We start from the raw sequence: 23,910 nt of genomic DNA on the forward strand, positions 1-23,910 counted from the left end.
AAAGGAAAAGTCGGGATTCTCCTAGCGTTTCGTGGCGCAGCCGGTGGTCGCGGAACCGGTATCGGCGCCCAGATCCAGGACGAACGAATCGAAGCGTCCGTCGCGCAGCCCCCAGCCGCCGATGCGGCGGCCGTCGGCGGAGATCGCGGTCGCCGCGCCGAGCCGCCAGCCCGGCGGCACGGCGACGCCGCGCGAGGCCAGCCAGCGATCGAGGAACTGCACGCCGTCGGCGGCGCTCCAGACGATCGCGCGGCGCTCGTCGCCCTGGCCGGCACTGCCGACGACGAGCCGGCCGTCCTCGCTGCTGGCCAGCAGGCGCACGAAGCGCGCCGGCTCGAACGGCGGCGGCGCGACGACGCCACGATCGGCGCTCCAGCGATACGCGCTCACGCCGCCGCGCGCGTCCTCGGCCAGGCCGAGCAGCACGCCGGCCGAACGGCTCGACGCCGCGATCTCGCGTACGTCGCGTGCGTCGTCGCCGCGCAGTGGGCGCGCCGCGCCGGACGACCACCGCACGCCACGGCGGTGTCCGTCGGCGCTCTCGCTCCAGCCGTAGACCAGCGTGCCGTCGTCGCTGACGCCCTCGGCGCGTGCGGCCGCCGCGCCACCGGCGTCGAGCAGGCGCAGGCCATCGGCCGGCGTCCACGCGAACGCGGCGGCGGCGTTGCCGACGCTGCCGACGACCTGTTGCGCGTCGGTCACGCCGAACGCCTGGCTGACGACACTGATCGCATCGACGCCGGGAGCGCCGCCGAGGCGGTGCAGGCGGCCGTCGGCGTCCCAGTAGCTGGCGACCTCGCGGCGCTCGGCGTCGAGGCTGGAACCGGCCGCGTAGCGTCCGCTGGCCGACAGCGCGCGCACGCTGATCGCCGCCTCCAGCTTCTGCACGCCGCCGCCGACGCTCCAGCGGAAACCGGCCTCGCCGCCGCTGATGCCGCCGGCGGCGGTGCAGCCGTCGGCCGACAGCGCGGCGAGCTGGCTGCCGGGCAGGCCGAGCGCTGCGAATTCGGCGGCGCCGCTCGGCACCGCTGCGGCGAGGCCGAGCAGCGCGATCGCCGCGGTGTATCGATGCGCCATGGTCTTGCGCCGAGGCCGGACCATGCGGCGCCTAGCGCGCCGCGGCATCGAAGCCATCGGCGAACAGGCGGTCGCCGCCGTCGTCGCGGAAGCTCGCGGTCACCGTGCAGTCGGCGCCGGCCGGCGCGGTCGTGTAGACGTTGCCGGCGAGGCTGCCGCCGCAGCCGCTGACGCCCTCGACCGTGTAGCCGGGCTCGGCGACGACCTCGAAGCGACGCACCTCGCCGGCGTAGACCGCCACCGGCTTGGCCGGATCGAGGCGGCCGCCGACGCCGGCCTGCGGGGTCAGCATGTAGACGGCTGCGGTCTGCAGGCGGGCGAACAAGGTCGATTCGAGCAGCGACACCGAGCCGTTGCCGGTGGCACCTTCGCGGCCGCCGGTGCGGCCCTGCGCGCGCAGCCAGAAGCCGGTGTCGCGCGGCAGCGCGGCGCCGGCGGCGTAGCGCCAGCCGTTCGCGGTCGGCTGGCCCTGGCCGAGCGGCGTCCAGGTGCTGCCGTCGAGCGAGACGTCGAAGCGCGCCTCGGTGGCGATCGGCGAAGCACCGCCGAGCGTCCAGCGCAACGTGCCGGCGGCGTCGACGTCCAGACGCCGCGAAGCGCCGCCGGCGGCCGGCAGGCGCGCCAGGTGCGAACGCGTCAGGCCGTCGATGCCGGTGAAGTCGCCGGCGACCAGCAGCTTGCCGTCGGCCAGCTGCGCCATCGCGGTGATCCATTCGTCCACGGCCGGCCGGTAGTCGGGATCGAGCGAGCCGTCCGGCCGCAGGCGCGCGAGGTTGCGGCGCGTTTCGCCGCCGACGCGGGTGAACTTGCCGCCGAGCGCGATCGCGCCGTCGGCCCCGACCACCAGCGACTGGATCGCCTCGTCCGGCATCGCCGGGCGGAAGCTGCGGTCGAGCGAGCCGTCGGCGTTCAGGCGCGCCAGCCATTGCGACTCGCCGTCGATCGGCAGATAGCCGGCGATCAGGATCCTGCCGCCCGGCAGCGGCTGCAGGATGTTGACCACGCCGCTGTCCTGGAACGGCGAGGCGAACGCCGCATCGAGCGTGCCGTCGGCGTTCAGCCGCGCGATGCCGCGGCGCGGCGTGCCGTCGATGCGGCCGAAGTAGCCGGCGATCAGGATCTTGCCGTCGGGCAGCAGCTGCAGCGGCTCGACCGGGTTGTCCAGCGCCGGAACGTGGAAGCCGGCGTCGATCGAGCCGTCCGCGTTCAGGCGGGTCATCGTCGGCTGGTGTTCCAGCGGATCGGTCACCACGCGCAGGCCGGAAACCACGATGCGCCCGTCCGGCTGCAGCGCGACCGCACGCGCCCACGGCTCGCCGGAGCCGGCCCAGTTCGGCGGCGCGAAACTGGCATCGAGGCTGCCGTCGGCGTTGAGCCGCGCCAGGCCCGGCCGCGCCACGCCGTTGACCTTGGTGAAGCGGCCTCCGATCAGGAACTTGCCGTCCGGCTGCGGCGAGATCACCTCGACCGCGTTCGAGTAGCCCGGCTCGATCGTCGGCGCGACGAAACCCGGATCGATGCTGCCGTCGGCACGCAGCCGCGCCATGCCCGCGCGCGTGGTGCCGACGTAGGTGAAGCCGCAGCCGATCAGCAGTTGCTGGTCCGGCAGCTGCACCAGGCAGCGCGGCGTGGCGTCGACGCCGGGATAGACCGGATCGGTGCCGGCGATGAAGGCGGTCTCGACGCGGCCGTCGGCCTCCAGCCGCGCGATGCGCTGGCGCGGCTGGCCGCCGACGCGCGTGAACTCGCCGCCGAGCGCGATCTTGCCGTCAGCCAGCACGGCGAGGGCGTTGGTCGGCGCGCTCGCGTTGGCGGCGAAGCCGGCATCGAGGTGGCCGTCGGCGTTCAGACGCGCCACGCGCAGCACCTGCGTGCCGTCGATCCGGCTGAACGCGCCGGCGACGAGGAGGCGGCCGTCGGGCTGCGCGGCGATGTCCTTCACCGCGGCGTTCGGGTCCGGGCGGAAGTCCGCGTCGAGGCCGCCGTCGCGATGCAGCTTGAGCAGACCCGTCTGCTTGCCGCTGCCGTGGTCGGGCAGCTCGAACGGGCCGGCGCCGACCAGGCTGCCGTCGCCGAGCGTGACCAGCTTGTGCACCGAGAACGCCAGCATCTGCGCGTCCTCGTCGGACGGCTGCTGGAAACCCGCATCCCAGCTGCCGTCGGGGTTCAGGCGCACGAAGGCCAGCGGCGTCGAGCCGTCGGCCGGCTCGAAGTAGCCGGCGACGACGATCCTGCCGTCCGCCTGCGTCGCCGCCGAATAGACCGAGCCGTACCAGCCTTCCGTCACGAAGAACGGCACGAAATCCGCGTCGGGCCGGCCCTGCGCATCCAGGCGCATCAGGCCGGTGCCCACGCCGACCAGCAGGATGCTGCCGTCGGGCTGGCGCATGAACGCGACGGGGGCATTGCCCAGGCCGAGGTCGTAGTCCTGGTCGAGGCGGCCGTCGGCCTGCAGCGCGGCGAAGCCGTAGCGGTCGACGCCGTCGACCTTGCTGAAGTAGCCGGCGATCAGCACGCGGCCGTCGTCGAGCGGCAGCAGGGTCTTGACCGGGCCGTTGAGGTCGACGTCGAACGTGCGGTCGATGCGGCCGTCGACGAGCAGGCGCGCGAAGCCGAGCGCCTGGCCGCCGCCGATGTAGTCGAAGCCGCCGGCGACCAGCAGCTTGCCGTCGGCCTGCGGCACCAGCACGTCGATCGTGCCGTTGGCGCCGGGGTCGAAGCCGTCGTCGAGGCCGACGATCTCGTCCGGCGACGGCGTGGCAGACGAGGCCGGCTGGGAGGCCGCGAACAGCGGCAGCGCGAGCAGGCACAGCAGCGGCAGGCGGCAGGAAAGTCGGCGCAGGCGTTTCATGGAGTTTTCCGGAATGGGCGGGAAGGCGGCGCCGCCGGCGCCGGCCGAGGCATGCGGGAGGCGGGCGCGGCTCACGGCGCGGCTCCGTCGAAACCGTTGCGGAAGATGCGGTCGGGATCGCCGACGACGAAGGTCAGCGGCAGTGCCGTGCGCAGCTTCAGCGGGTCGTTGCTGTGGATGCACAGGTCGGCCCGGTAGGTACCGTCGCCGAGCGTGCCCGCGTCGAAGACCAGGTTCAGCGTGGCGGCCGGATCGCCCGGCTGCAGCGAGCCGCCGGAGGCGTCCAGGCGCAGCCAGGGAATCTGCGTCAGCTCGGCGCAACGATTGCCGCGGTGCGCGAAGCTGATCGCGGAGATCTGCGACCAGCCGCCGTCGGGTCCGACGATCGGATGCAGGAAGCTGGCCTGGCCGGTGCTCCTGTCCACGCGCCAGAGCGAGCCGTCCTCGCGCCCGGTCGCGTCGAGGTAGCCGAAGGCGGCGAGGTAGGCGACCGAATCGTCGGCCGGATCGAAGGCCAGCGCGCTGATGTAGCCGTTGGTGGAGAAGCCGAGCGAGCCGACCACGCCGGTCGCGCCGGTGGTCTTGTCGATCGCGTACAGCGCGTCTTCGGTGACGTCGATGCCGTACAGGCGGCCGTCGTTGTCGAAGTCGATGCTGATGATGCCGGGCGCGCCGTCGAGCACCGCCACCTGGCTCGCCGTCGCGTTGCGCGGATCGACCGTCCACAGGCGGCTGCCGTAGCCGTCGGAGGTGGCGAGGTAGAGCGCGCCGCTGGTCGGGTCCTGCTTCAGGCCGCTGGGCGTTTCCGCCGACGGCAGCGCCAGCGTGCCGATCAGCTCGGCATCGGCGTACGCGTTCGGCACGGTGCTGATCGGCGCGAAGCGCCACAGCTGGTGGTCGTCGGCGTCGAGCGCGTACAGCGCGCCGAAGTCGTCGTCGAGGAAATCGGCGCCGGTGAAGGTGGTCGCGCCGAACATGCCGCGCAGGTCGAAGCCGCCGCCCCAGGTGCCCGAGTAGTCGGCCGAGTCGATCGTGCCGTTCAGCAGATAGCCGCCCCAGATGTCGAGCGCCCACAGCGGACGGTCGTCGCTGCCGCGCGGTGCCGGCGTGGTACCGGCCACGCGCGGCACCGCGCCGCGCTTGCCGGTGACGGCGTTCGCGTCGGGCCTGGCGGCGAACCGCGCCGCGGCGGCGTCGTGCAGCGGCAGCGCGAAGCGCGGCGTCGACGGCAGGTGGCTGTTCGCCGCCGCGGCGCCGGCCTGCCAGTCGAGGCGGCCGTCGCCGAGGTTGGCGATCTGCACGCTGGCCGTGGCCTCGCCGCCGAGCGGCACGGCGCGCTCGATCGAATCGGTGTCGACGGAAACCTCGGCGCGGCGCGCGACGACCTGCACCTGGCGCGTGCGCGCGTAGACGTCCGGATCCGACGGCGTCCACACCAGGCGACGCACGTCGCGCAGGCTCTGCTGGTGGAACGAGTACTGTTGCGCGAGGTTCTTGTTCTGCAGGCCGATGCCGGCGCAGCCGCCGTGGGCGCAGGCCGGCTGGCCGCCGAAGGCGGTGTTGGCGTACTGGAACTCGATCACGCCGCTGCCTTCGTGCAGGATCACTTCGGCGTCGAGGCCGTGGTCCGGATTGCCGTCGCCGCCGGTCACCAGCACGTCCTCGTAGGCGATCACGAAGCGGCGGTCCGGCGCGCTGCCGAGGATCTTCCAGTAGACGTTGCCGCCACCGATCGAGGTCTCGTATAGCGCCAGCGCGTTGGCGTACGGCGCCAGCGACGGATCGGGCAGCGGCAGCACGCCGAACTGCGCCAGCGACGGGCAGCTGCCGTAGAAATCGCGCAGGTTGGTGACCGCGCCCCAGCCGGTGCACAGCGTCTGGATGCGATCGCCGAACAGGCGGAAATCGAAATCGGCCGGGAAGTCGATGCGGCCGTCCAGCGACAGCGTGCCGTCGCTGACGTCGACCCAGTCCAGCGGCTGGCCGTCGTCGACGGCGTAGCCGCCGGGCGGATCGGCCTGCCCGGACCAGGTCACCGTCGGCGCGATCGATTCGCTGACGGTCAGGATGCGGTTGTACTGGTGGCTCGCACCGGGCGCGAGCTCGATCGGCTCGCGGTCGAGGATGGTGCCGACCTGGGTGTCGCGCAGCGAGTGGTAGCGCAGCGTCTTGCCGGTGTGATTGGTGACGCGATAGCAGAAGTTGACCTGGTCGCCGGCGGCGATCTCCAGCGAGGTGGCGCTGCCGCAGGCGTCCGGCTGCGCCGGATCGGCGGCGGCCACGGTCACTTCCAGATCGAGCGGCGCGTCGGCGGCGTCGTCCTGCTCGACCACGACGCGGTCCAGCCCGGTCCACTCGCCGCGCAGCACGCCGTCGTCCTGGTGCACGTAGTGGCGGAACGCCAGGCGCCCGCTGCCGCCGGCCGGCAGGCCGTCGGCGGCGGTCAGCTCATAGCGCGTCCATTCCTCCGGATAGACCGAGGGCGCCTCGTCCGGATTGATGTCGAGCAGGAGGGTCTGGAAGCCGCCGACGTCCTCCGGCTGCGTGCCGACGTCGGCACAGGCGCCGCTGCACGCGCGCACCTGCAGGCGTGTGGGCCACTGCGAGCCGAGCACGGTGCGCGTGTAGAACGAGACCTTCGTATTCGGGCCGAACTCGATCGGCGGCGTCACCAGCCAGGAACTGAGGGTGCCGGCGTTGGCCAGCGTCGAGTACGGATGCGAGGCGATGTAGGCGCTCGGCGAACCGTCGTAGGCGAGGAAGGTGTTGACCAGGCCGCCCTGCTGCCAGACCAGCCAGGGATGGTCGCTGTTGTTCTGGCGGATCCAGCCCTGCGCGAAGATGCCCTGCGACAGGTCGATCTGCGCGAAGCCTTCGTCGATGACGCGCAGCGCGGACCCGGCCGGGTCCGCGCGCGGCGGCGTGCGGTCGCTGCGGCCGCCGGCGGCCGATACGGCCGGATCGAGCAGGCCGGCCGTGGCCGGCCAGGCCGCGGCCAGGCTGGCGGCGCGTTCGGGAGGCGTCGGCGCACTCGCGCCGGTCCCGGCCAGCGCCAGCGGAGCCAGCGCGATCAGGCCGGCCAGCGCCGGTCCCTTGCTGCGGATCGTTTTCATCGTGCTCCCCATCTTTCAAATAGTCGGCCGCGTGCGGATCGCCGATGCGCCGCCGTCGCCGTCTCCGATCAATACCCGCCGCGCCGCCGCGGCCACCGCACAGCGCCGCCATGCGCTCCGCACGGAACCCGCACGGACTCCAAACATCGTCCGGAAATCATCGGCTTGCGTGGGCGCCGCAGGAGCGGGAACCGCCTCGCCGGGCGCCCGGATCCGGCCGCCGGCGGCGCTCGCGCGGGTCGCCTCAGCGTGCGGCTTGCGCGTCGGAGTCCGGCGCGCGCTCGCCGGCCAGCAGGCGCAGCCGCGCCTGGGCTTCGGCGGCGAGCTCCTGGCGACCGAGCGTGCGATACAGCTGCGCCATCGCCTGCGCGGCGTGGTAGTCGCGGTCGGCGTAGGGCACCAGGCGGCCGCCGAGAGCGGCCGCGCGCTCGAGTTCGCCCGATTCGAGCAGCACCGGCAGCCAGCCGGTCGCCGCCACGACCAGCGCCGACGGCGCGCCGCGTTCCTCGACCAGGGCGAGCGCGGCATCGAACGCCGCCTCCGCGCCTGGCTGCCGGCGCGCGGCGAGCAGGCGCGCCTCGGCGAGCTTTTCGATCCAGCGGCGATCGAGATCCTCGGGCGCCGGCGGCGCCGATTTCAGGCCTTGCAGCACCTGCGCGGCGCGCTCGATCCTGCCGCGGCGCAGCGCCGCGTCGACGACCATCCAGCTCGCCTCGGACAGCATTCCCTGTCCGGTGGCGTCGGCCGAACGCGCCACGCGCGCCAGCAGCGCGTCGCCTTGCGCGTCGAGCGCGGCGTAGTCGCCGCGTTCGCCGAGCAGGGCCGCGCGCAGGATCGAGAACTCGGTGTCGCTCTGGCTCGGATCGTCGGGCTGCGGATCGAAGCGCCGGATCAGTTCCCCGGTCTCGCGCAGGCGCCCGGCGGCGAACAGCGCGCGCGCCCGCGCCGCGGCCACGCGGCGGCCGAAGACCTGGTTCGCCAGCTGCGCGCTCAGCTCCATCGCGCGCTGGCTGGTCGCCAGCGCGCCGCCGACGTCGAGCAGGCCGAGCTGGGCGTAGGTCTTGTTGTGCAGGCTGATCACCAGCTGGTCGCGCACGCCGAAGCCGCTGAGGATCGGGATCGCGCGGTCGAGCGCGGCGATGCCCTGCTCGATGCGGCCGCGGTTGATTTCGGCCATGCCGACGTTGATTTCGAGGTTGGCCGTGCCGATGCGGTCGCCGGCGCGCTGCAGGTCGACGCGCGCGCGGCCGAAGTCGGCCATCGCGGCGCCGAATTCGTTGCGGCTGGCGTGCACCACGCCGCGGCCCATGTAGGCGCGTCCGAGCAGGCGGATTTCGTCGCTGTCCTTGAGCAGCGCGATCACCTTGTCGTAGGCGGCTTCGGCGCCGCCGAAGTCGAGCCGGCCGACGGTGACCGTGCCCAGGCCGAGGTAGGCCAGCGCGCGCACCTGCAGCGCAATCGAGGCGTCGTCACTGGCGAGCGGACGGAACAGGCTCTCCGCCTCGTCCGGCCGGCCCTGGCGCACCGCGATCTGGCCGGCGCGCACGCGCAGGCGCGGATCGCCGCGCAGCGCCGGCGGCGCGCCGTCGACCAGGCCGCGCGCCTGCGCCAGGTCGCCGACCAGCAGGGCCGCGTCGATCCGCTGCAGCAGTTCGTCGACCGGCAGCGGCGATTGCGGTGCCGCCGCGTCGGGCACGCCGAGCGCGTCCATCAGGGCGATCGCCGCGGCGCGCGAGGCCTCGAGCGGCGTCGCCCCCGCACCCTCGTAACTGCGCAGGCCGTCGCCGTGGTAGACGTCGAGCGTGAAGCGCCAGCCCTGCGCCGACGCGCTCGCGCGCGGGCTGACGATCCAGCCGGCGCCGGTGACCGCGCGCAGGCGGCCGAGCTGGCCGTCGTCGCTCGCCTCGGCGCGGCCGGCGGTGCCGACCACGCTGACCACCTGCTCGCTCGGCAGCACGTGCCGCTTGGCGTTCTGGCGCAGCAGCGTCGCGATGTAGTCCATCGCGCCCAGGCGCACCCAGGCCGATTCGACCTGCGCATCGGCGAGCCGGACCGGCAGCACGACGAACAGCTCCGCCGCATCGGCGACGCTTGCCGGAGCCGGCGCGCGCGCCTGCCAGAGGTAGCCGCCGGCCAGCGCCAGCGCGAGCAACAGCGCGGCGGCGGCGAGCCATCGGTAGCCTCGCGGCGTCCGCGGCGGCATCGGCGCGGCGTCCGCGCCCGCGTCGGCGCGCGGCGGATTTTCCGCAGGCCGCTCTGCTGCGGCTGCGGCTGCGGCTGCGGCTGCGACCACGGCGACGGTGGCCGGAACGGCGGCCACTTCCTCGGTCGCCGCGACCCAGCGATGCCCGAAGCGCGGCACCGTGCGGATCATCGTGCGTTCGGCGCCGGTGTCGCCGAGCACCTGCCGCGCGCGCAGCAGGGTCTGCGCCAGCGAATGGTCGGCGACGTCGGCGCTGCCCCAGACGGCGGAGATCAGTTCGTCGCGGCCGACTGCGCGGTCGCGATGCTCGATCAGATAGGCGAGGCAGTCGAACGACTTCGGCGGCATGCCGACGAGTTCGCCGTCGGCCCACAGCTCTCGCGAGCGCGGATCGAGACGGAACCGGCCAAACCGATAACTGCTCGCGGACATCGACGAAACTTGCTCCACCCACACGTGCCTCGCCTGCGTTGCGCAGGCGGCACGGCAGGGTACCTCAAACCGATCGCGCGGTCGGACCTGCGCGGCGGACGCGCGTTTCAGCCGCGCGCAAGGCGCGCGCGATCGACGCGTTCGACCAGTTCCTCGGCGATCGGATTCGGCGCGAACGGCGCCCACAGGCGGCGATGGGGCGGCGGCAAGAACGCGACCTTGCGGCCGAAACGGCACGGCGTGCGCAAGGTCAGGGTAATCCGCGGCGGGTTCACCAGGGTCGTCGAATCGACGTTGACGATGTCGGCGAGCGCAATGCGCGCTTCCTCGCCGGCCTTGCGCACGATCAGCGCGTCGCCGGCGTCGACGACTTCGTCGACGAGGTCGAAGATCAGCGAGCGCATGAGGAAATACCCGAACACGGCCATCGCGACGGGACCGAGCAGGAAGACCGGCTCGAAAGGGTCCTGTCCGCGCGGCGCCAGCAGAACCACGACGACGAACAGGGCGAGAAAACCGAACCAGAGCAGCGGAAAGATCCGCTTGTGGAAGTACGTCCAGCGCGAGGAGATCTGCCGCATGCCGCCCTCGTCGGCGATGCCGCCGATCCGTGAATTGCGCAGTATTGCATCCACGCCCGACCTACCAGTCGATCGCCGCGCCGGTCTGCGCCAGGAAGCGGCCGTTGTCGGACGGCTTCAGGCCGTCGATCACGCGCAGCATCGCCGCCACCGATTCGTCCGCGCCGAGCGGCGCGCCGGCGCCGCCCATGTCGGTGCGCACCCAGCCCGGGCTCAGCGCGACGACGATGGCGCCGCGATCGGCCAGGGCGACCGAGAGCAGCTTGCTCGCCATGTTCAGCGCCGCCTTGCTGATCGCGTAGCTCGGCGTGTACAGCGCGCGGGTGCCGGCGATCGAACCGAGGCTGCTGGACAGATTGACGATCCTCGCCGACGGCTCGAGGCGCTGCGCCAGCGCCTGCGTCAGCAGCAGCGGACCGGCCGCGTTGGCGTCGAAGGCGTGATGCAGGCCTTCCAGCGCAATCGTGCCGAGGCGTTCGCCGTTGACGGTCGCGCCGGCGTTGTTGATCAGCAGGCCGATGCGCAGGTCCAGCGCTTCGAGCTCGCGCGCCAGTTCGGCGATCGAGCGCGGCTCCGGCAGGGTCAGCGGCAGCACGACCAGATGCCCCGGATGTTCGCCGGCGAGCCGGTTCAGCGGCAGCGCGCGGCCGGGCTGGCGGCAGGTCGCCACGACGCGTTCGCCGCGCGCGAGCAGCTGGCGCACGAATTCGAGGCCGAGGCCACGGTTCGCGCCGGTGACGAGGACGTGCGTCATGTCGCGCTCCTGTACGAACGGCCCGATTCGATCGGCAGTCTATGACATCCGTCCGTTGCGGGGGGCCGACGCCGCGGTTAGCCTGCCGCAGGTTTTCCGTCCAGCTTTTCTCATCCGGCCCCGACGGATCGGCCGGACCCAACAAGGAGTTCTCATGCGCAAGCAGATCGCCGCCGTCCTGCTGACCCTCGGCCTGGCCCAGGGCGCGGCCGCCGCCGCCCCGGACGGCATCGACATCCCGTTCACGCGCTTCACGCTGCCGAACGGCCTGACCGTCATCGTCAGCGAGGACCACAAGGCGCCGGTGGTCGCGGTCAGCGTCTGGTACCGGGTCGGGTCGGCCGACGAACCGAAGGGCAAGACCGGCTTCGCGCATCTGTTCGAGCATCTGATGTTCCAGGGCTCGGAGAACCACAAGGACGAGTTCTTCCGTCCGTTCGAGCTGGCCGGCGCGACCGACCAGAACGGCACCACCTGGTTCGACCGCACCAACTACTACGAGACCGTGCCGACCACCGCGCTCGACATGACGCTGTGGATGGAGTCGGACCGCATGGGCCACCTGCTCGGCGCGATCGGCCAGAAGGAGCTCGACGAGCAGCGCGGCGTGGTGCAGAACGAGAAGCGCCAGGGCGAGAACCAGCCCTACGGCCGCGTCGACCAGCGCATCAGCGCCAACGCCTACCCGGCCAACCATCCCTACCATCACGACACGATCGGCTCGATGAAGGACCTCAACGCCGCCTCGCTGGGCGACGTGAAGCAGTGGTTCGGCACGTACTACGGCGCGGCCAACGTGACCGTGGCGCTGGTCGGCGACATCACGCCGGAAGTCGCCAGGCAGAAGATGACGCAGTACTTCGGCGACATCCCGGCCGGCCCGCCGGTCGCGCGCCAGCAGCCCTGGACCGCCGAACGCAGCCAGTCCACGCGCGACACCATGCAGGACCACGTCGCGCAGACGCGCATCTACCGGCAGTGGAACGTGCCGGCGCTGGGCGATCCGGAAGAGACCCAGCTCGAACTCGCCGCCGCGGTGCTCGGCGGCGGCAAGACCTCGCGCCTGTACGAGCGCCTGGTCTACAAGGACAAGCTCGCCGACAGCGTCTCCGTCAGCGTGCAGCCGTTCGCGCTGGCTTCGCAGCTGCAGCTGCAGGTCGACGTCAAGAACGGCGTCGATCCGGCCAAGGTCGAGGCCGCCGTCGCCGACGAGTGGAAGAAGTTCCTCGCCGGCGGCCCGACCGCCGACGAGCTGGAACGCGTCAAGATCGGCACGCGCGCCGGCTTCATCCGCGCGCTGGAGAAGGTCAACGGCAAGGCGACGATCCTCGCCGAAGGCCAGCTCTACCGCGACGATCCGGCCGCCTACAAGACCGACCTCGCGCGCATCGAGGCGGCGACGCCGGCGCAGGTGCTGGCCGCGGCGAAGAAGTGGATCGCCAAGGGCGACTACACGCTGACCGTGACGCCGGCGCCGAAGGACGCCGACTTCTCCGGCGAGGACGAGATGGAAAAGCCCGGCCGCGCCGAACTGGCCGGCCGGCCGGAGTCGAAGCTGCCGGCGAAGCAGGAATTGCGCACGGTCAAGTCCGAGGTCGACCGCAGCAAGGGCGTGCCGCAGGTGACGAGCTTCCCCGACCTGACCTTCCCCAAGCTGCAGCGCGGCAAGCTGAAGAACGGCATCGAGGTCGTGCTGGCCGAGCGCCACGCGATTCCGGTCGTGCAGATGCAGATGCTGTTCGACGCCGGCTACGCCTCCGACCAGGGCCGCAAGCTCGGCACCTCGGCGTTCACGATGGCGATGCTCGACGAGGGCACGAAGGAACTGGATTCGCTGGAAATCGCGCGTCGCGCCGAGCGGCTCGGCGCCGAGATCGGCTCCGGCTCCGGCCTGGACACCTCCAGCGCCAGCCTGAACGCGCTGAGCTCGCAGCTCGAGCCCTCGCTGAAGCTGTACGCCGACATCGTGCGCAACGCCGCGTTCCGCGACGCCGACCTCGCGCGCATCCGCGGCCAGTGGCTGGCGCGCATCGCGCAGGAGAAGACCCAGCCGACCGGACTGGCGCTGCGCACGCTGCCGCCGCTGCTGTACGGCGAAGGCCACGCCTACGCGATTCCGTTCACCGGCTCCGGCACGGAGGCTTCGATCCAGTCGCTGACGCAGGACGACCTGCGCGCCTACGTGCGCGACTTCGTGCGGCCGGACAACGCCAGGATCCTGGTCGCCGGCGACACCACGCTGGAGGCGATCACGGCCAAGCTCGACGCCGTGTTCGGTGACTGGAAGGCGCCGGAATCGGCGCTGCCGAAGAAGAACGTCGCCGACGTCGCCGCACCGGCGAAGCCGCGCGTGTTCCTGATGGACCGTCCCGGCGCGCTGCAGTCGCTGATCCTCGCCGGCGTGGTCGCGCCGTCGACCAAGGCGAAGAACAACCTCGAGATCCAGACCATGAACGGCGCCTTCGGCGGCAGCTTCACCTCGCGCCTCAACATGAATCTGCGCGAGGACAAGCACTGGGCCTACGGTGCCTTCAGCTTCCTGCAGAACGCGCTCGGCCAGCGTCCGTACCTGATGTACGCGCCGGTGCAGACCGACAAGACCGGCGAATCGGTGGCCGAGATCCTGCGCGAGGCGAAGGACGTGATCGGCCCGAAGCCGCTGACCCACGAGGAGATCGACAAGATCAAAGTCGGCGACGTGCGCAGCATGCCCGGCGAGTACCAGACCACCGGCGCCGTGCTCGGCGCGCTCAGCGGCATCGTGCTGTACGACCGCCCGGACGACTACGTGCAGACGCTCAAGCCGCGCATCGAGGCGCAGACCGACGCCGCCGTGCAGGCCGCCGCGGTCGAGGTGGTCAAGCCGGACGCGCTGACCTGGGTCATCGTCGGCGACCTCAAGAAGATCGAGCAGCCGATCCGCGACCTGAAGCTCGGCGAGGTCAAGGTCATCGACGCGGAAGGCAAGACGCTGCGCTAGAAGGGTTTCGCGGCGCAGGCAAGCCGTCCAGTGACCGGCTGTCCCTTCTCCCGCTTGCGGGAGAAGGTGCCGGAGGCGGATGAGGGAAACTTTGGTGGATCGTTGCAGGTCCTCCCTCACCCGGCGCGCTGCGCGCGCCGACCTCTCCCGCAAGCGGGAGAGGGGAGTCTGCGCACGGCTTTTCCGGATAGCGCAATCGCTTGATCCCCAATGTGGGCATCTACGGAGTACCCAATGAAACGTTTCTTGTTGATCTTGTCTGCCGTCCCGCTCGCCGCCTGCAGCTGGGGCGTCAAGCTCGATTCCGGCGGAGAGAAGGTGCGCACGGCCTGGAACCAGGACGTCGGCGCCGGTTGCAAGGACATGGGCAAGGTGACCGTGTCGGTGCTCGACCACGTCGGCCCGATCGGCCGCCGCGACCTGAAGGTGCGCGACGAACTGGAGGTGCTGGCGCGCAACGAAGCCGCGCGCATGGGTGCCGACACCGTGCAGCCGGTCGGCGATCCGCAGGACGGCGAGCAGGCCTGGCGCGCGTTCCACTGCGGCCCGGCCTCGCGCGAAGGCAAGCCGGCGATGCGCATCGAGCAGCGCAACGAGAACGGCGCGGTCGAGACCTACCCGGTCAAGGGCAACTGAGCTGCACCGCGGCCGGCGCGCGCCGCCGTCAGGGCAGCGCGCGCGTTCCGTGCACGGGCAGTAGCGGCGGCAGCGGACGGTTCGAACGCGCCGGCCGCTGCAGCGAGGCCGGCGGCCGCGGCCGCACGATGCCGTCGAACGCGGCGACCTCGGAATCCGCGTCGAAGCGGCAGGCGCCGGTCACCTGTCCGCCGGCGACCAGGGCTTCGCACAACTGCTGCAGCGAAGTCGCGTCCGGCTGCACCGCGCCGTCGCGCCAGGCGCGCAGCGCTTCCCAGCCGGCGATGCCTTCGGCGGTGCTGAAGCCGCAGTGGCTCGGCGTCTCCTCGTCGACGATCACGCTGGTGAGCTGATCCGCCGGCAGCACCTTGCGCACGAATTCCTGGTTCGACGGAATGACCAGCTGGTCGCGGCTGGTGTGCATCGACACGATCCTGGCCGAGCCGACGCGGCCGCGGAAATCCGACACGCTGCGCAGCCGCGCCGCCGCGCGCGGATCGGCGCGGATGCGCGTGATGCCGGCCTGGATGTTCGCGTCGCTGCCGTAGTCCACGCCCGCCGTGGTAAACGGATTGCGCCCGCCGAGCTTGTCCGGCGCGCGCACCAGGTCGCTCATCACGTAGATGGAGTAGCCGATGTTGGTGACGAAGAATTTCTCGTCGGTGATCTGCGTGAAGTCCATCAGTTCCTTCAATCGGCGCTTCATCGCGTCATTGCGCAGGAACTCTGGCAGGTTCACGCCGGTGCAGCGGTTCACGTCGACCAGGGTCGGCAGCACGCGCGCCTGGTCGAGCAGGTCGCCGAGGTCGTCCGGGATGTCCTCCAGGTCGAGCGCCCACGGCAGCGGCGGTGCGCCTTCCTCCAGCTCGCCGGCGTCCTTGCAGACCACGTCGTAGGCCAGGCGCGCGTCGATCGCGGTGTCCCAGATGCGCGAGCCGGCGGCGGCCGGGCACAGCGAGTACGCCGCGTGCACCGGCGGGAAGCCCGGCGCCTCGGCCAGCTTCAACGCGATCAGGCCGCCGAGCGAACCGCCGAACGGCACGATCTCGCCGGGCAGGCCGAACTTCTGCTCGAACAGGGCGACCAGCTCGCGGTTGTCGTCGATCGCCGTGAACATCGCCCAGCCGCGCTGGTTGAACGCGCTGGCGGCGATCGCGTAGCCCTCGGCAAGCATCACCGACTTCAGCGGGCCCAGGCTCGGCGGACCGCTCGCGTCGCTGAAGTCCAGGCCGTGCTGGAACAGCACCAGCGCATCGCCGGGCTTCCAGTCGTCCGGCGCTTCCATGCGGAACCACGCACCGGACGGCGCGCGCCCGCTGAATTCCTGCGTCGCTTGCAGCTCGCCGCCGCAGGCGAGGGCGAGCAACGCGAAGGCGAGCCATCGGCGGATCATCGAAATTCCCCTGCTGCGGTGTCCGGCGCCATTCTGCCGCGCCCGCGTCGGCGCTGCGTGAACGGACCACGCGCGAGCGAGGCGGCGGGCCGGCCTTTCGACGGAGCGGGCAGGTAGAATCGCCGCCCATGTCCGAATCCGCCGCCCGCGCCGCACGTGCGCCCAACCCGCTGCTCGCCGTGCTCGGCCGTGCGCTCGAAGCGGCGCTGAACCGCCTCGTCGGCCTCGACCCGGAAACGAAGTCGGCGCTGTCCGCGCTGCACGGACGCGCGCTGACGATCGACTTCAAGGGCGCGGCGCCGTCGCTGCGCCTGGCCGTCGATGGCGAGCGCCTGCGCGTCGGGCCGGCTTTCGAGGGCGAGAGCGCGCTGCGCGTCGCCGCGACGCCCGGCGCGCTGCTCTCGCTCGCACTCGCCCGCGGCCGCGACGCGTCGCCGCTGCCGGGCCGCGTCGAGATCGCCGGCGACGCGGAACTGGCGCGCCGGCTCGAACGGATCGCCTCGCGCTTCGCGCCGGACTTCGACGAGGCGTTCGCACGCACGTTCGGCGACGTGCTCGGCGTGCCGCTGGCGCGCGCATTGCGCGGCGCGCTGGCGTGGTCGACGGCGTCCGCGCGCGGCCTCGCGCGCGATACGGCCGAATTCCTCACCGAGGAGGGCCGCGACCTCGTCGCGCGCGCCGAGCTCGACCGCTTCCTCGACGACGTCGACACCCTGCGCGAGCGCGCCGACCGGCTGGATGCGCGCGTGCGCCGCCTCGCCGCGCACGCCGGAAACACCGCACGATGACGAGCTGGCGCCAGATCCCGCGCCTGGTACGCATCGCCCGCGTGCTGGTGCGCTACCGCCTCGACGATCTGGTCGACGCGACGCATCGCTTCCGCCCGCTCAACTATGCGCGCGCACTGCTGCCGCGCGCGCGCGCCGACGTGGCCACGCTGCCGCGCGGCGAGCGGCTGACCCTGGCGCTGACCGAACTCGGCCCGATCTTCGTGAAGTTCGGGCAGATCCTGTCGACGCGGCGCGACCTGATCCCGCCGGACGTGGCCGATGCGCTGACGCGGCTGCAGGACCAGGTGGCGCCGTTCGATCCCGCGCTCGCGCGCGCCGCCGTCGAGCGCGCGCTGGGCGCGCCGATCGAGCAGCGCTACGCCAGCTTCGCGGACGCGCCGCTGGCCTCGGCCTCGATCGCGCAGGTGCACGCGGCGACCCTGCCGGCCGGCGCGGATTCGCCGGCGCGCGAGGTCGTGGTCAAGATCCTGCGCCCGGACATCCACGTCCGCATCGCCGCCGACGTCGCCTTGCTGCACGCGCTGGCCGACCTCGTGCAGCGCTTCCATCCCAACGCCGACAAGATCCGCCCGCGCGACGTCGTGGCCGAGATCGAGACGACGCTGACCAACGAACTCGACCTGCAGCGCGAAGGCGCCAACGCCTCGCTGCTGCGGCGCAATTTCGCCGGCTCCGACGACCTGCTCGTTCCCGAGGTGATCTGGTCGCACACGACCGAGGGCGTGCTGACGCTGGAGCGCGTGCGCGGCATCCCGGTCGACGACCTCGCCGCGCTCGACGCGGCCGGCATCGACCGCGTCGCGCTGGCCGAGAAGGGCGTGCGGCTGTTCTACACGCAGGTGTTCCGCGACAACTTCTTCCACGCCGACGCGCACGCCGGCAACATCTGGGTCGACGCCACGCGCACGCACGATCCGCGCTTCATCGCGCTCGACTTCGGCATCATGGGTTCGCTGCCCGAGCGCGACCAGTACTGGCTGGCGGAAAATTTCCTCGCCCTGTTCGAGCAGGACTACGCGCGCATCGCCGAGCTGCACGTGCGCGCGGGCTGGATGCCGGCGCACGCGCGCCTGGACGAACTGGAAGCGGCCGTGCGCGCGGTGTGCGAGCCGTATTTCACGCGGCCGCTGTCGGAGATCTCGCTTGCCGAAGTGGTGGTCAAGCTGTTCCAGGTCGCACGCCGCCACGAACTGACCCTGCAGCCGCAGCTGATCCTGCTGCAGAAGACGCTGCTGAACATCGAGGGCGTCGGCCGCCTGCTGCACCCGCGCATCGACATCTGGGCGACCGCCAAGCCGGTGCTCGAGCGGATCTGGCGCCGCCGCCACGGTCCGCGCGCGATGCTCAAGGCGCTGCGCCGACGCGTACCCGAATGGATCGCCGCCGCGCCGGACATGCCGCAGCTGGTGCACGACTATCTGGCCCAGGCCGGCAGCGGCCGCCTGGAACTTCGCATCGCTTCCGACGATCTGAGGCAGCTGGACCTGCGCATCCGGCGCGGGCAGCGCGTGGCCGTGTGGCTCGCGCTCGGCGTATCGCTCCTGGCCGGCACGCTGGCGATCGCGGTGCTCTCGCCCGCGTCGCCGCGGTTCGCCGGCCTTCCGCCCGCGGCATGGCTCGGCCTCGCCGCGGCGGCGGCCTGCTTCGCCGCCGCACGGCGGCGTACCTGAATCCACGGCTTTTCGACGGAGATCGGCACATGAACAAATTCCTCCTGGTCGCGATCACCTGCGCGCTCGGCGCGACGGCCTGCTCGCGCCTGCGCGAACCCACCGATCCGCAGCTGGGCACCCTGCTGCGCAGCGAGCGCGCCAGCCCGGCCGATGCCGCCGCGCCGCTCGACGGACTGGCGATTGAATGCCTGCGCGCGTGGTCGGGCGATTCGGACCTGGTCAAGAACCTGCCGATGCGCGCGGCCGGCGAGGACGGCCGCAAGGCGTGCCGCACGAAGCTCGACGGCTGGATCGCCGATGCCGGCCGCAATCCGGAGAAGTTCACCTTCGCCGACGTCAGCGCGCCGGGCGTGGTGCGCCGGGCGATGGAACTGCAGGCCGCGCGCAGCGCCGCGGCGATGGCCAAGCTCGGCGGCCAGCGGCCGCCGGCGGCGCCCAATGCGCTCCCGTCCCAGGCCGTTCCGGCACCCGATCTCAATGTCGATCTCGGCACGGCGGGTACGGCGCTGCAAGAGGCGGAGACTCTGTGTCAGCAGGCCAACCAGAAGGCCGCCGAGCCGGGCGCCAATCAGCGACTGGTGCGCTTCGCTGCCTACTGCACCACCAGCATGGGGAAGCTGCGCGGCCGCATGCAGCAGTTCGCCAAGCACGGCAATGCGGGAGCGATGGAGGCACTCGGCGAAGAAGCGTCCAATTCCGCCAAGACCGCGCGCGACGTGCTCGCCCTGCCGCCGGCCGGCCAGTAACGGCCGCCCGAAACCCAGCACGCCCACCCGACGCCGGACCTGCCCATGCTCGACATCGACGGCGTGCTGACCATTCCCGACGAGGAACTCGTCGAACGCTTCGTGCGCGCCGCCGGCCCCGGCGGCCAGAACGTCAACAAGGTCGCCAGCGCCGTCGAACTGCGCTTCGACGTGGCGACCTCGACCGTGCTGCCCGACGCGGTGCGCGCGCGGCTGCTGGCGCGGCGCGACCGCCGGCTCACCGACGCCGGCGTGCTGGTGATCCAGGCCAACCGCTTCCGCGATCAGGCCAAGAACCGCGACGACGCGCGCGCACGCCTGGCCGACATCATCCGCGCCGCGCTGGTGGCGCCGAAACGGCGCATCGCGACGCGCCCGACGCGCGCCTCGAAGGAACGCCGCATCGAGGCGAAGAAGACCCGCTCGTCGATCAAGCGCACGCGTGGAGGGCGCCACTGGAGCGCCGAATGAGCGGCATCGGCCTGGCGCCGCTGCCGGCCGGCGTTCCGCAGCTGGCGCCGAACCGCCGGCGCGCGCTCTGCGCATGGGCGCTGCACCGCTGCGGCTGGCGCATGGCCGGCTCCTTTCCCGACGTCGGCAAGCTGGTGCTGATCGCCGCGCCGCACAGCTCCTGGTGGGACGGCGTGTGGGGACTGCTGCTGAAGGTCGCGCTCGGCGTCGACATCGCGTTCATGGGCAAACGCGAACTGTTCCGCGGCCCGCTCGGCTGGCTTCTGCGCGGCCTCGGCGGCATTCCGATCGAGCGCAGCGCGACCCACGGCGTGGTCGAGCAGATGGTCGACCGCTTCCGCGCCAGTCCGCGCCTGTGGCTGGGCATCGCCCCGGAAGGCACGCGCCGTCCGGTCGCGAAATGGCGCAGCGGCTTCTGGCACATCGCGCGCGCGGCCGGCGTGCCGATCCTGCCGGTGTATTTCGACTATCCGTCCAGGACGATCGGCATCGGCCCGCTGTTCCGGCCGGGCGAGGACATGGACGCCGACCTCGCCGCGCTGAAGGCGTTCTACCGACCGTATCGCGGACGCCATCACGGCGTCTGAGCCGCGCCAACACCGGCGGCGCATGCACTAGACTGGTGCAATGTCCGCGCAGACGCCCTCCCCGAAGGCACCGACGCACCGCTCCGGCGCGGTCTGGGCGGCGCTGGAATCGTGCGCCACCGCGATGGCCCTGGTCGACCGCAGCCTGGTCCTGCGCGCGGTCAACCAGAGCCTGCACGACTGGCTCGGCGCCGGCGCGCGCAGCTGGCGCGGCGAAGCGCTGGCCCTGCTTGACGCGAAGCCGCCTCGCCTGGCCGAGGCCGCCGCGCGCGCGCTGGCCGAGGACCGCCGCGTCTGGCTGCGCGACGCGCGCCTGCGCACCGGCATCGGCGACCGCGCGGCCGATCTGGCGCTGACGCCGCTGGACGCCGACACGCTGCTGCTCGAGCTGCAGTCCGCGCCGGTCGAGCATTCCGCGCTGCGCCTGTCCGAATCGCTGCGCGGCTTCGCGCACGAGGTCAAGGGACCGCTGGCCGGCGTGCGCGGCGCCGCACAGCTGTTGCAGCGGCGCCTGGACGAGCCGGAGATGGCCGAACTGGCGCAGTTGATCGTGGCCGAGGTCGACCGCCTCGCCGCGCTGTCCGACCGCCTGCTCAACGCCGGTGCCAAGCCGCACCTCGCGCGCGTCAACATCCACGAGGTCGTCGAGCGCGTCGCCGCGCTGCTGTCGGCCGAGCCGGACACGCCGGGCATCCGGCGCGACTACGATCCGAGCCTGCCGCCGCTGGCCGCCGACGCGGATCGCCTGCAGCAGGCCTGCCTGAACCTCGCGCGCAACGCGGCCGAGGCCGGCGCGCGGACGCTGAGCGTGCGCACGCGCGTGGAGCACGGCGCGCGCCTGGGCGGACACGGCCCGCGCTACGCGCTGCGCGTGGACTTCGCCGACGACGGCCGCGGCGTGCCGGCCGAACTGGCCGACACGCTGTTCGAGCCGCTGGTCTCCGGCCGCGCCGACGGCACCGGCCTGGGCCTGGCGATCGCGCGCGAGATCGCGCGCGAGCACGGCGGCGAACTCGGCTACGTCAGCCGTCCGGGCGCGACCGTGTTCACCTTGCTGCTGCCGCTCGGCGAGACGGAATCCTGATGCGAGGCACGACCACATGAGCGAAACCGCCGCCTGGATCGTCGACGACGACCGCAGCGTGCGCGTCGTGCTCGGCGCCGCGCTGCGCGAGGCGGGCTTCCGTCCGCGCGAATTCGCCGACGCCGAAGCGGCCCTCGCCGCGCTGGAAACCGACGAGCCGGACGTGCTGTTCACCGACGTGCGCATGCCCGGCGCGAGCGGGCTCAAGCTGCTCGAACGCATCGGCCTGCGCGAGCCGCGCATTCCGGTGGTGGTCATGAGCGCGTTCACCGACGTCGCCTCGACCGCTTCGGCGTACCGGCTCGGCGCCTTCGACTACCTGCCCAAGCCGTTCGATCTCGACCAGGCGGTCGCCGCCGCGCGCCGCGCCGCATCGACGCCGCGCAGCACGCCACCGGCGCCGCCGCTCGCCGCGGCCAGCGGCGAGCCCGAGCTGATCGGCGGCAGCGCGGCGATGCGCGAGCTGTACCGCGCGATCGGCCGCGTCGCCGCGAGCGGCCTGGGCGTGCTGATCACCGGCGAGACCGGCACCGGCAAGGAGCTGGTCGCGCGCGCCCTGCATCGCGAAAGCGCACGCGCGCGCCAGCCGTTCGTCGCGCTGAACACGGCGGCGATCCCGGCCGAGCTGCTCGAATCGGAGCTGTTCGGCCACGAGATCGGCGCATTCACCGGCGCCGCGCGGCGCCACGCCGGCCGCTTCGAGCAGGCCGAAGGCGGCACACTGTTCCTCGACGAGATCGGCGACATGCCGCTGGCCCTGCAGACGCGCCTGCTGCGGGTGCTTGCCGCCGGCGAGTTCTACCGCGTCGGCGGACGCGAACTGATCCGCGCCGACGTGCGCATCGTCGCGGCGACGCACCAGGACCTCGACGCCAAGGTCGCGCGCGGCGAATTCCGCGCCGACCTGCTGCATCGCCTGGACGTGGTGCGCCTGCACCTGCCGGCGCTGCGCGAGCGGCGCGACGACATCCCGGCGCTGGCCGAGCATTTCCTCGGTCGCGCGGCAGCGGTGGCCGGCAGCGGCGCGAAGCGCTTCTCGCCGGCCGCGCTCGGCGCGCTGCGCGCCTACGACTGGCCGGGCAACGTGCGCCAGCTGGAGAACCTCTGCCGCCGGCTGGCGGTGCTCGCGCCGGGCCGCGAGATCGGCGTCGGCGACCTGCCGCCGTCGCTGCTCGCCGACGCGCCGGAGCCCGAGCCGTCGGGCTGGAGCGCGGCCCTGCGCGCCTGGGCGGACCGCGCACTCGCCGCCGGCACCGCCAATCTCCACGCGCAGGCGCTGACCGAGTTCGAGCGGGTCCTGCTCGACGCCGCGCTCGCCGCGCATCGCGGCCATCGCCAGCACGCCGCGAAGGCGCTGGGGCTGGGCCGCAACACGCTGACGCGCAAGCTCGGCAGCTCGCGCCGGAAGCGGCCCTCGTGACGGCCGCCGCCGCGGTCCGGCGCCGGAAACGGCACGGCGGCGAGGCCGCGGAGCGGGCTTGCATGTACCATCGCTGCCCTCCTTGAAACGCTGAGCGGATCCGACATTCCATGGCTGCAACGAACTACAAGACCTTCTGGGACGACAAGGCGAGCACGACGACCGGCGCGTTCATCGCCGTCGACGGCAGCGCGAACGAGGACGTCGCGCGCCTGACCGGCGCGTACACCGCGCGCCAGGTCGCCTGCGCGCTCGACCTCCAGCCCGGCGATCGCGTGCTCGAGCTGGGCTGCGGCGTCGGCCGCATCGGGCGCGAGCTGGCGCCGAAGGTGGCGCACTGGGAAGGCGCCGACATCTCGGCGAACATGCTCGGCGTCGCGCGCGAGCGCCTGGCCGACTTCACCAACGTCGGCCTGACCGAACTCAAGCGCACCCGCCTCGAGACGCTGCCGTCGGCGAGCTTCAGCAAGGCGTACTGCGTCGCCGTGTTCATCCACATGGACAAGGAAGACTTCTTCCTCTACCTGGAGGAGCTGGCGCGCGTGCTCGAACCCGGCGGCCTGGTGTTCTTCGACACCTGGAACCTCGCCAGCGACATCGGCTGGCGCCGTTTCGCGCTGGAAGTGGACCAGCACCGCAACGCCGACCCGAGCCACCGCAAGGACGTCGCGCGCAACCAGTTCTCCACGCCGGAGGAAGTGCGCACGTTCGCGCAGCGCGCCGGCTTCGAGCCGCTGGCGACGTTCAGCGATTCGCCGTGGGTGCAGGCCGTGGCGATCAAGACCGGCGGCCGGCGCGACGCGGTGGCCGAACGCGCGCGCGTGGAGCGCGACGCGTCACGCATCGCCTACACGCCGCTGTGGAACGAACTGTTCGACGCGATGGTCCGCGTCAGTGGCGGCGGCCTGCAGCCGCAGGCGATGCTGGAGGCGCTCGGCGACGATGCGCGCGGCGAGGAAGTGGCGATGTTCCGCGTCTGGTTCCGCGAGCTGTGGCGGCACAACGAGGCGCACTGGGGCCCGCTGCCCGCCGGGCTGGCCTGAACACGCCGCGCAGGCTCGGCTTACAATGCCCCGGCGAAGTCGAACGGCGACGGCGCTGACCAGGACGACAGCAGC

General features: G+C 72.5%; 17 protein-coding genes. 10 read left to right on the plus strand and 7 right to left on the minus strand.

What is annotated here, in order from left to right; genetic code table 11:
* Positions 1-21: 21 nt before the first annotated feature.
* From ACFO6Q_RS01155 to ACFO6Q_RS01180, 6 genes are all read right to left on the minus strand, one after another.
* Positions 22-1,077, minus strand: coding sequence for a hypothetical protein (locus ACFO6Q_RS01155; RefSeq protein WP_380018645.1), 1,056 nt, complete (start codon positions 1,075-1,077; stop codon positions 22-24).
* 31 nt (positions 1,078-1,108) lie between these two features.
* Positions 1,109-3,928 carry a hypothetical protein gene (locus ACFO6Q_RS01160; protein ID WP_380018646.1) on the minus strand — a complete coding sequence of 940 codons (2,820 nt, stop codon included), beginning with the start codon at positions 3,926-3,928 and terminating at the stop codon, positions 1,109-1,111.
* Between the two features lie 71 nt (positions 3,929-3,999).
* Positions 4,000-7,041, minus strand: coding sequence for a choice-of-anchor J domain-containing protein (locus ACFO6Q_RS01165; protein ID WP_380018647.1), 3,042 nt, complete (start codon positions 7,039-7,041; stop codon positions 4,000-4,002).
* A gap of 244 nt (positions 7,042-7,285) precedes the next feature.
* On the minus strand, positions 7,286-9,676 hold the full coding sequence (locus ACFO6Q_RS01170; RefSeq protein ID WP_380018648.1) for a winged helix-turn-helix domain-containing protein: 2,391 nt from the start codon (positions 9,674-9,676) through the stop codon (positions 7,286-7,288).
* Positions 9,677-9,783: 107 nt separating this feature from the next.
* Positions 9,784-10,311 (minus strand): hypothetical protein, encoded by a 528-nt coding sequence (locus tag ACFO6Q_RS01175; protein WP_380018649.1) that lies wholly within the window; start codon positions 10,309-10,311, stop codon positions 9,784-9,786.
* A gap of 7 nt (positions 10,312-10,318) precedes the next feature.
* Positions 10,319-11,011 (minus strand): SDR family oxidoreductase, encoded by a 693-nt coding sequence (locus tag ACFO6Q_RS01180; protein ID WP_380018650.1) that lies wholly within the window; start codon positions 11,009-11,011, stop codon positions 10,319-10,321.
* Positions 11,012-11,165: 154 nt separating this feature from the next.
* Between ACFO6Q_RS01180 and ACFO6Q_RS01185 the strand changes: the two genes are divergently transcribed.
* Both ACFO6Q_RS01185 and ACFO6Q_RS01190 read left to right on the plus strand, forming a co-directional pair.
* A complete protein-coding gene (locus ACFO6Q_RS01185; protein WP_380018651.1) occupies positions 11,166-13,991 on the plus strand; it encodes a M16 family metallopeptidase in 2,826 nt (941 codons plus the stop codon).
* A gap of 234 nt (positions 13,992-14,225) precedes the next feature.
* Positions 14,226-14,627: a DUF4156 domain-containing protein gene (locus ACFO6Q_RS01190; protein WP_380018652.1), complete on the plus strand. Its 402-nt coding sequence runs from the start codon at positions 14,226-14,228 to the stop codon at positions 14,625-14,627.
* 28 nt (positions 14,628-14,655) lie between these two features.
* Here the strand turns inward: ACFO6Q_RS01190 and ACFO6Q_RS01195 are convergent, their stop codons facing one another.
* Complete coding sequence (locus ACFO6Q_RS01195) at positions 14,656-16,020, minus strand: hypothetical protein (RefSeq protein WP_380018653.1); 1,365 nt, start codon at positions 16,018-16,020, stop codon at positions 14,656-14,658.
* A gap of 128 nt (positions 16,021-16,148) precedes the next feature.
* Here ACFO6Q_RS01195 and ACFO6Q_RS01200 point away from each other — a divergent pair, with 128 nt between their 5' ends.
* From ACFO6Q_RS01200 to ACFO6Q_RS01235, 8 genes are all read left to right on the plus strand, one after another.
* On the plus strand, positions 16,149-16,808 hold the full coding sequence (locus ACFO6Q_RS01200; RefSeq protein WP_380018654.1) for a ubiquinone biosynthesis accessory factor UbiJ: 660 nt from the start codon (positions 16,149-16,151) through the stop codon (positions 16,806-16,808).
* Positions 16,805-18,481 (plus strand): ubiquinone biosynthesis regulatory protein kinase UbiB, encoded by a 1,677-nt coding sequence (gene ubiB / locus ACFO6Q_RS01205; protein ID WP_380018655.1) that lies wholly within the window; start codon positions 16,805-16,807, stop codon positions 18,479-18,481. Before ACFO6Q_RS01200 ends, ubiB begins: the two co-directional genes overlap by 4 nt.
* A 29-nt stretch (positions 18,482-18,510) precedes the next feature.
* Positions 18,511-19,230, plus strand: a complete 720-nt coding sequence (locus ACFO6Q_RS01210) for a hypothetical protein (protein WP_380018656.1) — start codon at positions 18,511-18,513, stop codon at positions 19,228-19,230.
* A 45-nt stretch (positions 19,231-19,275) separates the two neighbouring features.
* Positions 19,276-19,701 (plus strand): alternative ribosome rescue aminoacyl-tRNA hydrolase ArfB, encoded by a 426-nt coding sequence (arfB, locus tag ACFO6Q_RS01215; RefSeq protein ID WP_380018657.1) that lies wholly within the window; start codon positions 19,276-19,278, stop codon positions 19,699-19,701.
* On the plus strand, positions 19,698-20,288 hold the full coding sequence (locus tag ACFO6Q_RS01220) for a 1-acyl-sn-glycerol-3-phosphate acyltransferase (protein WP_380018658.1): 591 nt from the start codon (positions 19,698-19,700) through the stop codon (positions 20,286-20,288). Before arfB ends, ACFO6Q_RS01220 begins: the two co-directional genes overlap by 4 nt.
* Positions 20,289-20,328: 40 nt before the next feature.
* Positions 20,329-21,372 (plus strand): two-component system sensor histidine kinase NtrB, encoded by a 1,044-nt coding sequence (locus tag ACFO6Q_RS01225; protein ID WP_380018659.1) that lies wholly within the window; start codon positions 20,329-20,331, stop codon positions 21,370-21,372.
* 16 nt (positions 21,373-21,388) lie between these two features.
* Positions 21,389-22,792 (plus strand): nitrogen regulation protein NR(I), encoded by a 1,404-nt coding sequence (ntrC, locus tag ACFO6Q_RS01230; protein ID WP_380018660.1) that lies wholly within the window; start codon positions 21,389-21,391, stop codon positions 22,790-22,792.
* Positions 22,793-22,902: 110 nt separating this feature from the next.
* Positions 22,903-23,835 (plus strand): class I SAM-dependent methyltransferase, encoded by a 933-nt coding sequence (locus ACFO6Q_RS01235; protein WP_380018661.1) that lies wholly within the window; start codon positions 22,903-22,905, stop codon positions 23,833-23,835.
* Positions 23,836-23,910 lie beyond the last annotated feature (75 nt).

It is taken from the genome of Dokdonella ginsengisoli, from assembly GCF_042652785.1.
Classification (GTDB): domain Bacteria; phylum Pseudomonadota; class Gammaproteobacteria; order Xanthomonadales; family Rhodanobacteraceae; genus Dokdonella_A; species Dokdonella_A ginsengisoli.